The sequence below is a fragment of the Erwinia sp. LJJL01 genome, assembly GCF_047300805.2.
Classification (GTDB): Bacteria; Pseudomonadota; Gammaproteobacteria; order Enterobacterales; family Enterobacteriaceae; genus Erwinia; species Erwinia aphidicola.
Genome location: NZ_CP178576.1, coordinates 4,648,547 through 4,660,335, shown reverse-complemented (window position 1 = coordinate 4,660,335; position 11,789 = coordinate 4,648,547). Strand labels below are relative to the sequence as shown.

Below are 11,789 nucleotides of genomic sequence, written 5' to 3'. Positions count from 1 at the left end.
ATCATGCGTCGGCGATCAGCGCACTCTCGCTAAACGGCCACTGGAAGGCGCTGAGGATCTCCAGCGGGTAGCGCGGGGCGCTCAGGTAAATCTGCAGGCTTTCCGCCACCAGCGGCGAACGCAGCTTGCGCGAAGTGATAATCTCCTCCGGCGGCAGCCACCAGCAGCGGTCGATATCGCGGTCCTGCGGATAAGTTTCCACAGCTTTTGGCAGGTCGAGTGCGAACAGGAAGCGTAAAAACGGGGTGTTATCCGGCGCTATCCACTGGTGCAGGCGTAAGAAAGCCTGCGGTACGGCATCAATACCGGTCTCCTCGGACAGTTCGCGAACGGCGGCCTGCAGCAGCGTTTCATCGGCTTCCAGATGCCCGGCAGGCTGATTCAGCGTGGCACGCCCGCGCACCCGCTCCTCCACCACCAGAAACAGCCCTTCGGCCTGGACCACGGTGGCTACGGTTACGTGCGGTTTAAACATGGTGCTCTCCATTAGGTTAAAGCGCATGGGTTGTCACACGCGAAGTCGTCAGATTTCACTGCTGATATCGCGCCATTCGCCGGGGGCCAGCCCGTTGAGTTGCAGTGCCCCCATTGAATAGCGGATCAGACGCAAAGTCGGGAAGCCAATATGTGCGGTCATCCTGCGTACCTGGCGATTGCGCCCTTCAAACAGGGTGATTTTCAGCCAGCAGGTCGGGATGGCCTTGCGTTCACGAATGGGCGGTTGACGATCCCACAACCACTCCGGAGCGGCCACTTTTTCTACCTGTGCAGGTTGAGTAGGGCCATCTTTCAGATTTACGCCAGTGCGCAGTGGCTGAATGTCGCTCTCCTGCGGGTCGCCTTCCACCTGAACATAATAAATTTTCCCGGTGCGTTTACCCGGCTGCGTAAGCTTCGCCTGCAGTGCGCCATCGTTGGTCAGCACCATCAGCCCCTCGCTGTCGCGGTCAAGACGCCCGGCGGCGTAGATACCCGGCAGCGGAACATAATCCTTCAGCGTGGCGCGCCCGGCTTCATCCGTGAACTGTGGCAGCACGTCAAAAGGCTTATTAAACAGCACCACGGTACGCGGGCCTTTGTCCACGATCGGTGCGGCTTTACGCTGGCTGAAACGTTTAAGGCGGTGATTCGTAACGGGAGTTTTTCGCATAGTCTTTGCACTTGGTAACAATAGGCGCATTATACCGCAAACCCGAGAAGATTGGCGCGGAGTCAATATTCAAGTAGTATTGACGCGCATCTTACAAATCATTAACAAAAAAGCGCTCGATAGGAGAGGTTAATGGAAAGCAAAGTAGTTGTTCCGGCGGAAGGTCAGAAAATCACCCTGGTCCAGGGAAAACTCAACGTACCAAACAATCCAATCATCCCGTTTATCGAAGGTGATGGCATTGGCGTTGACGTGTCTCCAGTGATGATTAAAGTTGTCGATGCCGCTGTGCAGAAGGCTTACAACGGTGAGCGTAAGATTTCCTGGATGGAAATTTATACCGGTGAGAAATCGGTAGAGCTTTATGGCCAGGATGTTTGGCTGCCAGAAGAAACTCTCGAACTGATTAAAGAATATCGCGTAGCCATCAAAGGCCCACTGACCACCCCGGTCGGCGGCGGTATTCGTTCCCTGAACGTTGCCCTGCGTCAGCAGCTGGATCTGTACATCTGCCTGCGTCCTGTCCGTTACTACACCGGCACACCAAGCCCGGTTAAACGCCCGGAAGAGACCGATATGGTCATTTTCCGCGAGAACTCCGAAGATATCTATGCAGGTATCGAATGGAAAGCGGGTAGCGCGGAAGCAGATAAAGTCATCAAGTTCCTGCGTGATGAGATGGGCGTGAAGAAAATTCGCTTCCCTGAGCAGTGTGGTATCGGCGTGAAGCCGTGCTCTGAAGCAGGCACCAAACGCCTGGTTCGTGCTGCCATCGAATACGCCATCACTAACGACCGTGATTCCGTTACGCTGGTTCACAAAGGCAACATCATGAAGTTCACCGAAGGCGCTTTCAAAGACTGGGGTTACCAGTTGGCGAAAGAAGAGTTCGGCGGCGAGCTGATCGATGGCGGCCCGTGGATGAAAATCAAGAACCCGAACACCGGCAAAGAGATCGTGGTTAAAGACGTGATTGCCGATGCGTTCCTGCAGCAGATCCTGCTGCGTCCGGCCGAGTATGACGTTATCGCCTGTATGAACCTGAACGGTGACTACATTTCTGACGCCCTGGCGGCGCAGGTTGGCGGTATCGGTATTGCTCCGGGTGCAAACATCGGTGACGAATGTGCCCTGTTCGAAGCCACCCACGGCACCGCACCTAAGTATGCAGGCCAGGATAAAGTGAACCCAGGTTCCGTTATCCTGTCCGCAGAGATGATGCTGCGCCATATGGAGTGGTTCGAAGCTGCAGACCTGATCGTTAAAGGCATGGAAGGCGCAATCGCTGCCAAAACCGTGACCTATGACTTTGAGCGCCTGATGGACGGCGCTAAGCTGCTGAAATCTTCAGAGTTTGGCGACGCGATGATCAAACACATGTAATGGTGTTTGTCGGCGGGGACCGCGTGTTCCCGCCATCGTTTCACCCCGAGAAAACTTTTCCTCTAAACGTCCCCACAACCCTTCCCCAAACTGTATAAAACTCAGCCTAATTACAGTTCTATATAATCTGGCTTTATTGAACGTGGTTGTGATGGAGCTCGCCATGCACAGCTTGCGACGTTGCATGCCCTAAATGAACTAAGTAGAGGCTCTGAACCGCTCGCGATTGATAGAGATAAATCTCTTACCAGGTAACAATTGCGCAGGTGATGCGCAAGTAAAACCAGTCTAATGTGGCACTAAAAAACATGCAAAAAATTGCCCGCAAAAGTTATGGCGGGCGAAAATCCTTGTTACGCAGAGCCATGGCTCTATGAGGTTGACACTATCTTGTGTCAATTTGAGTTTAGTAGTGCCAGTTATAATTGCAATTTTAGGCAAAAAAAAAACCGGCAAGCTGCCGGCGGTATAATCTGCACCCTAAATGGAACCAGCAATGGATCCTTTCTTTAAGGTAGTTCATTAATGCGCTATTAGATAGCGTGCTACTATGATTAATCTTCATCGTTCCGATTTTGCACCTCTCTCGCTCAAGTCGTTAGATGCAGATAAAAGCCTGCGTTACACAGGCATAAATTCGTGCAAGGGAAAGGTAATCCAAACACAGCCTAAGCTGCGTGAGCACTCTCCTCGCGTTAGGAAAAACTTTAATATAATTCGATGAGTACAGAGCAAGTATCAGGTAGAAGGGGAGGAAAGTCAGGCCAAAAAAACCGGTACTGCGCCCGCGTTTGATTTTACTTTTAGGTCTTTACCGGGAAAGACCAGCACTGATACCCATACTCATAAGTGTCGAAAATTCGGTGTTCTGAATCAGATGTCTTAGCTTTTGCACGAGCCTTGCGATAGCGGCACTGACATCAGCGAAATCTTGCTGGAAGTTCTGAAGTGGGAATTGACTTGAGAGTCATTATAACTACCCCTTCAATCATAAGCTGAGCTGAAGTAGTACAATAAGTGGACATTCAATCAGTATGTATGAATGAACAGACAGGCATCTGTCACTCTGGCGTGCGTTTTCGGAACTGCGCACCTGTGAAGATCGTTCGCCAGCAATGCTTTAGGCAACCGGAGCATTTTCCTTTTTCAGTTTGTGGTCTTGTTCCTGATTTGAAATGAGCGGAACATAGGATGACCTCAGTTGAACGCGGCTGCTTCTATGTTAATTAGTACTGAAAATCTACGTAGCAACAGTGCAGATACCAAACTTGCCTGCACGCTAGCTGCGGTTGCCGGAGCCCTGAACACAGCAGCCTTTGAAGTTGTGGGCTTTTTCTCTGCCAACATGACCGGTAACGTCTCTTCTCTATCGGATCACCTTGCTAAAGCCAACCTTGCACCCGGCATTTTCTTTTTCGAAATTGTCTGTATCTTCATCGCCGGCTCAGCAGTCTCTACCTTTATGATCAATGCGGGTCGCAGAAGAAACATGCGCGCGGTTTATGCCGTGAACATCATTTGTGAGGGGATTGGCCTTGTCGTACTGGGTATGGTTGAAATCTGGCTGAAACCTGTTTCAGCAGGCGTCATACTTATCCTGAGCCTGAGTTTTCTGATGGGATTACAGAACGCCGTGGTAACGCGAATATCCAACGCACGAGTCAGAACAACGCATATTTCAGGAACGTCTACGGATATAGGTATAGAGTTGGCCATGTTATTTGATGTGGTCAGACGCAAAGAATCCCCTAAAGATGCCCCGCTATATCTTGAAAGGCTCAGGCTGCACGCCTCGACGTTAGGGGCATTTCTTTTCGGTGGAGTGGCGGGTATCTGGCTGTTCCATCTGCTGGGATATGGGTTTCTGATATTTGTAGGGATATGTGTGATTATGCTGGCATTGCACAACATGCTGCATAAGAATAAGGATTGATGAAAAAAAGGAATAGCCCATGATCGTCAGAACCTGGCACGGCTGCGTGCCTCTCAAACATGCCGAAGGCTTCAGCGCACACCTGCAGAAAACCGGTATTGAACACTCTCAAAACACCCCCGGAAATCAGGGAGCATTTGTCCGGCGCGCAACTCAGGGCGAGTGGGAGCATTTCTTCCTCGCGACTTACTGGTTAGACCTCACGGCAGTAAAAGCATTCGCGGGTGAGGATTATCACGTGGCGGTGACCTACCCGGATGATGAGCAGTTCCAGCTGCTGTCAGACCCTTACGTTTTCCAGCATGAAGTCTCTGAAATGACAGCGCCAGAATGAGGCCAAGGCCAGTAAATGGGCTCTGTTGCAAAAATCTGTAGGTGATAGACTGATCGCCCCATTTGCTGATGGAGTAACACATGAACCTATTCAAAGGCCGGCATTTTCAGAGAGACATCATCCTATGGGCGGTTCGCCGGTACTGCACAGTTGACAGCATGGGCCGCACTGTCGATTTTTACCTCTCCCAGCGTCGTAACAGCAAGGCGGCATACCGGTTCTTGGGTAAAATCTTCAATAACGTGAAGAAGTGACAGTTCCCACGCTCCATTAACACGGATAAAGCGCCTAACTATGGACGTGCGCTGCGTTACTCAAATGCGAAGGTCGTTGCCCGCCTGGGCGAAATGCGTCTGATAAGCAGAATTTTTGAAATGTGAGGCCTATTAATAAGACAAAAGGCTACCTCATCGCGAACTTTGCAACAGTGCCAGGAAATGGCAGTGGCGTACTGCTCAGTGCATGACTGGCCTCCAGACGCATGAAAATCACGGTTGATAATCACTTAATCAGTCAGAAAACCAATACTGGAAAACGATAAAGGTCTGGTTGATCTTAGCTGGTCACTTGAAATCATCAATAATGACGCTTACAAAAAGTATGCTGACAATATTATTTTTTCATATCTTCTTAGGGGATAAAAAAACAATAAGAAAGCACATAACTGGAACAATAATCCATTGTTCCGCACCATGTACAAACCAAACATCCATAGGCATTCCTACAAGGAGATTCATGAAGTCCTGGCGTAATAATCCTCCGTCAGCAATAATCATTAGACAGGTGAAAACAAATCCTTTAGTTAAGAGTCTATTTCCAGGGAGTTTATCACGAACAAACAACCAGATAAAAACCTTTCCTATAGTAGGTATCAAAGAGGTCAACGCAGCGATAACTATAATATATAAGGGGTAAGGCTCTTGTAATACGCCGTCCATCTTGCCTGTTTTTATGGCATTATCCATGTATTCAGCAGCCACTCCTCTTCCATATAATACATGAAATGTAAATCCAAATGCTGCTGACAATAAAGTGGCAAGTGAAATACGAAACCAGAATATCATTAATATACCTCTATAAAATATTAACATCTTATCGAAGAGAAAGTTTTCAAATACTTTCAGCTAAAGAGAGGATAGTATCATGCGAGTTACATAATACTCTGGTTATCTAAATGAAAAGTAAATGAAATTATAAAATGCCAGCTTTCCTGTATGTCCTGGCCCTTCGCCGGTATCCATTTTGTCTTCTGGCTCCGGAAGAAGCATTCCATTACCCATTGGTTGGTCAGATCACTGAACAAAATTAAACGCAATGGTTGTTACCTCGATGAGCCGGTTGAGCTTCAACTGGCGCGTTCACTCCAGGCATCTGCCTGCAAAATACCGCGCTACCTGGTGAGGTGATGTTGAGTACGCACGACCTTACGGTCCTGCAAGTAAGCGAAGTACATAGCCGGCGGTCGTTGCGACCATGCGCAACGGTTATTAACCCGCCTAAACGAATGCGACAAAGCCAGTCGACCCCTGAGGTATCCCCACAAAATATTGTTCTGAATTTTATCGCGGGATGACAGGTGCCCGGTTTCAGGAAGGAGGGCTGCTTTCCGCACCGGCATGAATACATCCCTGTAGCCTGGCTCACGGCCATCCCTGGCCGTGGGCCTGCTGCAATCAGCCCTCCCTCCTTGCACCCAAAGCCTCAGCGTCGCGGTTTGAAAACCCACAGCGAGCACGATGATAGTGCGGGGATGAGCTCGGCCAGAGGTAAGCCGGACGTCACGCGGCAGGGATGCCGCGTGCCGAGGCCAGCAGGGAGCGTCTTTTGCGGTTCCGGCGTGCTCAGGCTGAGCTCAGACCGGTTTGCGGACGTTTAGCGATAGAAGTCATTTCTGGGGATACTTCAGCAGTCGACCACTACAGCGGCATTTCACGCGATAATGTCCATTAAAAATAGTGGGGACATTTAACCCGTCACAAGAGACAATCAGATAAATGGTTTAAATGAGAGGCTTACCTCTTAGTATTCGATAAGCTTCTCATTAAGCTTTGCTCCGGCTCTATGACGGTTTCCAAGCCACCCCAGTATAAAGTTGTCCGGGTTAAATGGTCAGATGGTCGGGGCTGGGAATATACCTGGTTTGTTATTTATCGAGTAAGGGTTAGATGCATATCCAGGCCCGTCAGACGAAAACCAGCTTGTTCATACAGGGATATAGCCCGCTGATTATGCGGCGCGACGCGAAGTTCAAGTTCATTGGCGCCTGCATCACGCAGTTCATTAATCAACGCCTGCATCATGTTCTTTCCAATCCCCTTTCCCTGGTGAGACGGCAGGAGCATCAGATCCAGTAAAAACGCTGAGCGCTCCTCAAGGCTGTACCAAAGGTAGCCTACAGCATGATGTTCGTGCTCATAAATGCGAATATGCTGCAGTGGAGTATTGAGCCCTAGAGGTAATGCTTTCTGTATTGCCTCAGCAGCTTCTTGCTCTGCTTTATTCCTTGGGTAGTCGAAACTTTTCATTAAATCGATAACATAATCGTCATGAGACAAAGCCTGCCATTGCTGAAGCTCTCTTTCATTGATAGGGCGCAAATATCCTGTAGTCATTTTCATCTATTCCTGAATGCCATTACCTGTTATGTGACGCAGATGCGACTTAACTATCATACTCGATTTCATAGTGATCGCGCATCACTGTTTTGACGAGTAATTTTTGAGTATACGGTAAAACTTATTCAGAAAATGTTCATTAACTATATTCGACCAGGCTGGGTAGGGGTTTTATTTGTCGACAGCTTGATTAATTGGCCAAAGAGACAGGTTGTTCATTTCGATGCTGATTATTTAGCATTCCACTATTGTTCTTACTGCGCAGCGCGCCAGTCACGGAATAGGTGACGGCAGCGGTGCGCGCAGGAGATATTGAAAGTTCAGTAATGGCTGGCGGCGAATCGACGCTTTTAAACGCGTCAACGCCGGTGCTATTGAAGGGGTATCTGAACCCGCTCTTAACCACAACTATTGGTAAGCTGACCCCCTGCAAGGTGCCAGAAAGCGATATTCCCGCCATTGAGTGGTTAATCCCTGGCAAGCGGCTCAGGGCAGCCGGTGACCTGCGGGTAATTGCGGCAGACCAGGCTGAGCGTGTTTTTCGGCTCAAAGCCTTTATCCAGCATGCAACGCTGAACTTCAGCGGCTTTGCGTAGCGTCGGCACGTAAGGCACCGAGCCTAAAGGCTGTGGATAGCCGCACTGATACATCACCGTCAGCGCCTGCCGGTCATTTTCAATTTCGTGAGAAAAATGCCGCGATGCCCCGGCCTGACGCCAGCTAATCAGCGAAGACGTGTCCACGCCGGACTCCGGCTTTATCGGATGAAACCCTCTGTCTGCGACAAAAGGCAGCGCCTCGAGCTGGCTTTGACTCAAGGGGTGCCCCTGCTCCTGACTGCGGCAGGCAGGCGTATCATGATAGACGCGAACGCTGCAAATTTTGAAACCGTCCTTGCGGGTAAAACCCATTTTCTCCATGCACTGATAATAGAGAACTGACTCATTGTCGGTTTTCGGGATATCGGGGCCGGGGAGGGGCACGCCGCATTGACCCATCGCAACGCGCACGCCGTCGATATCGGTATCTGGGCGCTGCCACTGAGTGAGGTCTGGTGCAGGCGGGCAGCCCGTTAGCAGCAATAGCGAGGTTGTCAGCAGAGGTAACGTTAGCAGTGGCGATCTTGGCGACATAAAATCCCTTTTCATTGATGTTTTACCGGGTGTCCATACTGCCTGAATTGTCGCTGTTCGAAAACAGCGTTCAGGCCATATCTCTACTTGAGCCGCAGGCCTCTGGTTAGGATAAGAAAGTTGCTTACGAAGCATCCGGCCAGCTGGCAACCGCGCCTGCTCACTGACGCTGATTCGGTCGTCGCCCCCAGAATTTCAGGGGGGTGCATCTGTGCTAACCTTAAGCTGTTGGCGCATTTCGAGATTTTCAAACAGTCGCGAAGCGGATTTGAAGGTTTCATCTGTGCCAATCATCACTTCGCAGATAACCGGCAAGACAACGGTTACTTATTTTGTTACTTATCTGACAGCCTGAGGTTGTTAGTTGGCTATAAGGGTAAAGGATGCAAATGATATTTGGTGAGTTATCTGGTGCGCCAACCTGGGTCCCTGCTGTATTGCTCGTCACGCTCTCACTCGTCCTGGGATTCCTCGCCCGGTTTATCCTGCTCAGGTTCATCCGCTACTGGCAGAGTCGTGACCGTAAGCTGTTTAAGTCGCTGGAAAAACATCTTCGCGGATCGCTGTTTCTTTTCATCCCGCTGATGATAATCAACGTCGGCATTCATTATATTGATATTCAGCCAGGCTCTCTGGGCTTTATTACCACCACGCTTAATATATTTATTATTCTATCATTTTGCTCTATTCTCATTCGCCTGACCAATGTTGCGCAAGATATGCTTTTTATACGCTATGACATTAATCTGTCGAATAATCTCCGCGCGCGTAAAATTCGCACTCAGATAATGTATGTCAAGAAAGTGGCTATTGTGCTGCTGGTGTCATTCTGCCTGACGCTGATCCTCCTCAGTTTTCCCAGCGTGCGTAAATTTGGCACGACGATTCTGGCCGGTGCTGGCGTGGCTGGGATCATCATCGGCTTTGCCCTGCAGAAGTCGCTTGTTAACCTGTTTGCCGGCATTCAGATAGCGTTTACGCAGCCGATAAAAATTGATGATGCCGTGGTGGTCGAAAATGAGTGGGGCTGGATTGAAGAGATCAACCTGACCTATGTGGTGGTGCGTATCTGGGATCTGCGTCGGCTGGTGCTTCCCATTACCTACTTTACCGAAAATCCCTTCCAGAACTGGACGCGTAATAACGCACAAATTTTAGGCTCTGTGTTTCTCTACCTCGATTATTCCATGCCGTTAGAGCCTCTGCGTAAGCATTTTGAACAGATCCTCAGCGAAACCAAATTGTGGGATAAGCAGACTCAGGTACTGCAGGTGACCGATACGAATGAAAAAACCATGACCATCAGGTTATTGATGACGGCGCAGAACTCGCCAACGGCCTTTGATTTGCGCTGCTACGTGCGCGAAAGAATGATTGAGTTCGTTCAGCAAAACTATCCTCAGAGCCTGCCTCATGTGAGGGCGACACTCACCGACTCTGTGTCAGGGGACACGCGCTCCGCCAGTTAATCATCAAATCCTCCCAGCGGCCTGGCCGGAAGCAGAGAGATCCGCGTTTAGATCAACATTATGTTGATCTAAACGCGTTTATCGCTATTATCGTCAACATAATGTTTAACAGAGATCTGCTATGAACCTCGCTGACTCTCGCTACCAGGACGATCTCCTGCTGATGCTGGCCGCCGCGGTGCGCGTTATCGGCAGCGTGATTGCTGCCAATACCGAAGTGGTGCTGCACGATCTGCGCTCGCCGGAGTTCTCCATTGCCGAAATCGCCAATCCGCACGTGACCGGGCGGCGCAGAGGGGACTCGGTGCTGACGGGGTTGCGCAGTGACAAAGCCTTTATCAGCGCGATGGATGCGAGCGCTGAGCCGGTCACCCTGATGCTGGATTACCCCACCTACAGCAGTAGCGGTGCGCCACTGCGCAGCAGCACCGCCTTTTATCGCACCCCGGGGAAAGCGCCTTTTGCCGCGCTCTGCATTAACGTCGATAACCAGAGCATTAGCGATGCGCTGACTATTTTGCAAAGCCTTACGCGCACCATTCCCCCGCAGGATGATGCGGCGCCGCGACAAAATACCATTGAGGCCGCGCATGAAAATATCGAAGATCTGATGCGCGACATCATCACCAGCGCCACGGAACTCAGCCCGGGCAGCAGCAGGGCCGACAGCAAAAAGGCCAGGCTGCTGGCGGTCAGGCAGATGCAGGAGAAGGGGATCTTCCTGATGAAAGGCGGCGTCGAGAAAGCCGCCGCAGCGCTCGGTATTACGCGTTACACCATCTATAACTATCTGGATGAACTTAAAAAATCGGGCAGCTGATCGTCCGGTTATCCCTTTCTGGAGTCGTGGTTATGTCCCTGAATATCGTTACCCCCCTGATTGAATCTCTGCCCCTCAGCCAGCTGGCAAACACGCGCATATGGCTGAAGATGGAAGCCTCACAGCCCAGCGGATCGTTCAAGATGCGCGGTATTGGCTATGTTTGTGAGCAGCACTATGCCAATGGTGCAAAGCGTTTCATCACCTCATCCGGCGGTAATGCCGGCCTGGCTGTGGCTTATGCCGGGCGCAGGCTTGGCGTGCCGACGGTGGTGGTGGTACCGGAAACCACCACCGAGCGCGCTAAACATCTGCTCTCCATAGAGGGTGCCGAGGTCATAGTGCATGGCAGCATGTGGTCAGAAGCCAACGAACGGGCGCAATCGCTGCGGGGGAATGACGATGTGTTTATCCATCCGTTTGATGACCCGCTACTGTGGCAGGGCCATGCCTCGATGATCGATGAGGTGATGGCCGAAGGTGTGCGCCCGGATGCGGTTGTCGTCGCGGTAGGTGGCGGCGGGCTGCTCGCCGGGGTGGATGAAGGGCTGCGGCGTAACGGGCTGCACGATGTGCCGATATATGCTGCCGAAACCCAGGGCATGGCTTCTTATTTTGCATCCCTGCAGGCGGGATGCCTGACCGAGCTTGCGCAACTGTCCGGAATAGCGACCTCGCTAGGGGCGCGTCAGGTGTGCCAGCGTGCTTTCGACGTGGCGGCAGAGAGGCCGGTCATCCCGCTGCGCGTCAGCGATCGTGAAGCCGTTGATGCCTGCCTGGCATTTCTTGACGATCACCGCACGCTGGTGGAGCCGGCCTGCGGCGCGGCGCTGGCCCTGCTGTACGGCAAAAAAATCCCCGCCGCCGGGCTGAACAATGTGCTGGTGATTGTCTGCGGCGGCTCCACCACCACCGTCGATGCGCTGAAGAATTTTGCAGGCTAGCAGATAAG

Annotated in this window: 11 protein-coding genes and 1 pseudogene; 7 read left to right on the top strand and 5 right to left on the bottom strand. The window is 51.1% G+C overall.

Annotation, left to right across the window (positions count from 1 at the left end; genetic code table 11):
* Position 1: 1 nt before the first annotated feature.
* Entirely contained in the window at positions 2-475 is a 474-nt protein-coding gene (locus ACLI4M_RS22695; protein ID WP_048916325.1) for an NUDIX domain-containing protein, read from the bottom strand.
* A 48-nt stretch (positions 476-523) separates the two neighbouring features.
* A complete protein-coding gene (gene rluE / locus ACLI4M_RS22690) occupies positions 524-1,180 on the bottom strand; it encodes a 23S rRNA pseudouridine(2457) synthase RluE (protein ID WP_133623400.1) in 657 nt (218 codons plus the stop codon).
* 102 nt (positions 1,181-1,282) lie between these two features.
* Here rluE and icd point away from each other — a divergent pair, with 102 nt between their 5' ends.
* From icd to ACLI4M_RS22670, 4 genes and pseudogenes are all read left to right on the top strand, one after another.
* Positions 1,283-2,533, top strand: a complete 1,251-nt coding sequence (gene icd / locus ACLI4M_RS22685; RefSeq protein ID WP_048916323.1) for an NADP-dependent isocitrate dehydrogenase — start codon at positions 1,283-1,285, stop codon at positions 2,531-2,533.
* Between the two features lie 1,219 nt (positions 2,534-3,752).
* Positions 3,753-4,466, top strand: a complete 714-nt coding sequence (locus ACLI4M_RS22680; RefSeq protein WP_133623401.1) for a YoaK family protein — start codon at positions 3,753-3,755, stop codon at positions 4,464-4,466.
* Positions 4,467-4,485: 19 nt separating this feature from the next.
* Positions 4,486-4,800 (top strand): hypothetical protein, encoded by a 315-nt coding sequence (locus tag ACLI4M_RS22675; protein WP_133623402.1) that lies wholly within the window; start codon positions 4,486-4,488, stop codon positions 4,798-4,800.
* A gap of 80 nt (positions 4,801-4,880) precedes the next feature.
* Positions 4,881-5,137, top strand: a pseudogene (locus tag ACLI4M_RS22670) (DDE-type integrase/transposase/recombinase); the annotation flags it as partial.
* A gap of 283 nt (positions 5,138-5,420) precedes the next feature.
* Here the strand turns inward: ACLI4M_RS22670 and ACLI4M_RS22665 are convergent.
* The 3 genes from ACLI4M_RS22665 to ACLI4M_RS22655 all read right to left on the bottom strand — a co-directional run bounded on the left by ACLI4M_RS22665 (position 5,421) and on the right by ACLI4M_RS22655 (position 8,548).
* Positions 5,421-5,864, bottom strand: a complete 444-nt coding sequence (locus ACLI4M_RS22665) for a hypothetical protein (protein ID WP_133623404.1) — start codon at positions 5,862-5,864, stop codon at positions 5,421-5,423.
* A gap of 1,083 nt (positions 5,865-6,947) precedes the next feature.
* On the bottom strand, positions 6,948-7,418 hold the full coding sequence (locus tag ACLI4M_RS22660) for a GNAT family N-acetyltransferase (protein WP_133623405.1): 471 nt from the start codon (positions 7,416-7,418) through the stop codon (positions 6,948-6,950).
* Positions 7,419-7,882: 464 nt separating this feature from the next.
* Positions 7,883-8,548, bottom strand: coding sequence for a hypothetical protein (locus ACLI4M_RS22655; RefSeq protein ID WP_133625044.1), 666 nt, complete (start codon positions 8,546-8,548; stop codon positions 7,883-7,885).
* Between the two features lie 383 nt (positions 8,549-8,931).
* Here ACLI4M_RS22655 and ACLI4M_RS22650 point away from each other — a divergent pair, with 383 nt between their 5' ends.
* The 3 genes from ACLI4M_RS22650 (at position 8,932) to ACLI4M_RS22640 (ending at position 11,781) form a co-directional block, all read left to right on the top strand.
* On the top strand, positions 8,932-10,017 hold the full coding sequence (locus ACLI4M_RS22650) for a mechanosensitive ion channel family protein (RefSeq protein WP_133623406.1): 1,086 nt from the start codon (positions 8,932-8,934) through the stop codon (positions 10,015-10,017).
* A 121-nt stretch (positions 10,018-10,138) separates the two neighbouring features.
* Positions 10,139-10,837 carry a helix-turn-helix transcriptional regulator gene (locus tag ACLI4M_RS22645; protein ID WP_133623407.1) on the top strand — a complete coding sequence of 233 codons (699 nt, stop codon included), beginning with the start codon at positions 10,139-10,141 and terminating at the stop codon, positions 10,835-10,837.
* A 32-nt stretch (positions 10,838-10,869) separates the two neighbouring features.
* Positions 10,870-11,781 carry a pyridoxal-phosphate dependent enzyme gene (locus tag ACLI4M_RS22640; protein ID WP_133623408.1) on the top strand — a complete coding sequence of 304 codons (912 nt, stop codon included), beginning with the start codon at positions 10,870-10,872 and terminating at the stop codon, positions 11,779-11,781.
* Positions 11,782-11,789 lie beyond the last annotated feature (8 nt).

Bases quoted from the DNA above. Each gene is read 5' to 3' on its own strand.
- ACLI4M_RS22695 (WP_048916325.1), bottom strand. From the start codon at position 475: ATGTTTAAACCGCACGTAACCGTAGCCACCGTGGTCCAGGCCGAAGGG.
- rluE (WP_133623400.1), bottom strand. From the start codon at position 1,180: ATGCGCCTATTGTTACCAAGTGCAAAGACTATGCGAAAAACTCCCGTT.
- icd (WP_048916323.1), top strand. From the start codon at position 1,283: ATGGAAAGCAAAGTAGTTGTTCCGGCGGAAGGTCAGAAAATCACCCTG.
- ACLI4M_RS22680 (WP_133623401.1), top strand. From the start codon at position 3,753: ATGTTAATTAGTACTGAAAATCTACGTAGCAACAGTGCAGATACCAAA.
- ACLI4M_RS22675 (WP_133623402.1), top strand. From the start codon at position 4,486: ATGATCGTCAGAACCTGGCACGGCTGCGTGCCTCTCAAACATGCCGAA.
- ACLI4M_RS22665 (WP_133623404.1), bottom strand. From the start codon at position 5,864: ATGATATTCTGGTTTCGTATTTCACTTGCCACTTTATTGTCAGCAGCA.
- ACLI4M_RS22660 (WP_133623405.1), bottom strand. From the start codon at position 7,418: ATGAAAATGACTACAGGATATTTGCGCCCTATCAATGAAAGAGAGCTT.
- ACLI4M_RS22655 (WP_133625044.1), bottom strand. From the start codon at position 8,548: ATGTCGCCAAGATCGCCACTGCTAACGTTACCTCTGCTGACAACCTCG.
- ACLI4M_RS22650 (WP_133623406.1), top strand. From the start codon at position 8,932: ATGCAAATGATATTTGGTGAGTTATCTGGTGCGCCAACCTGGGTCCCT.
- ACLI4M_RS22645 (WP_133623407.1), top strand. From the start codon at position 10,139: ATGAACCTCGCTGACTCTCGCTACCAGGACGATCTCCTGCTGATGCTG.
- ACLI4M_RS22640 (WP_133623408.1), top strand. From the start codon at position 10,870: ATGTCCCTGAATATCGTTACCCCCCTGATTGAATCTCTGCCCCTCAGC.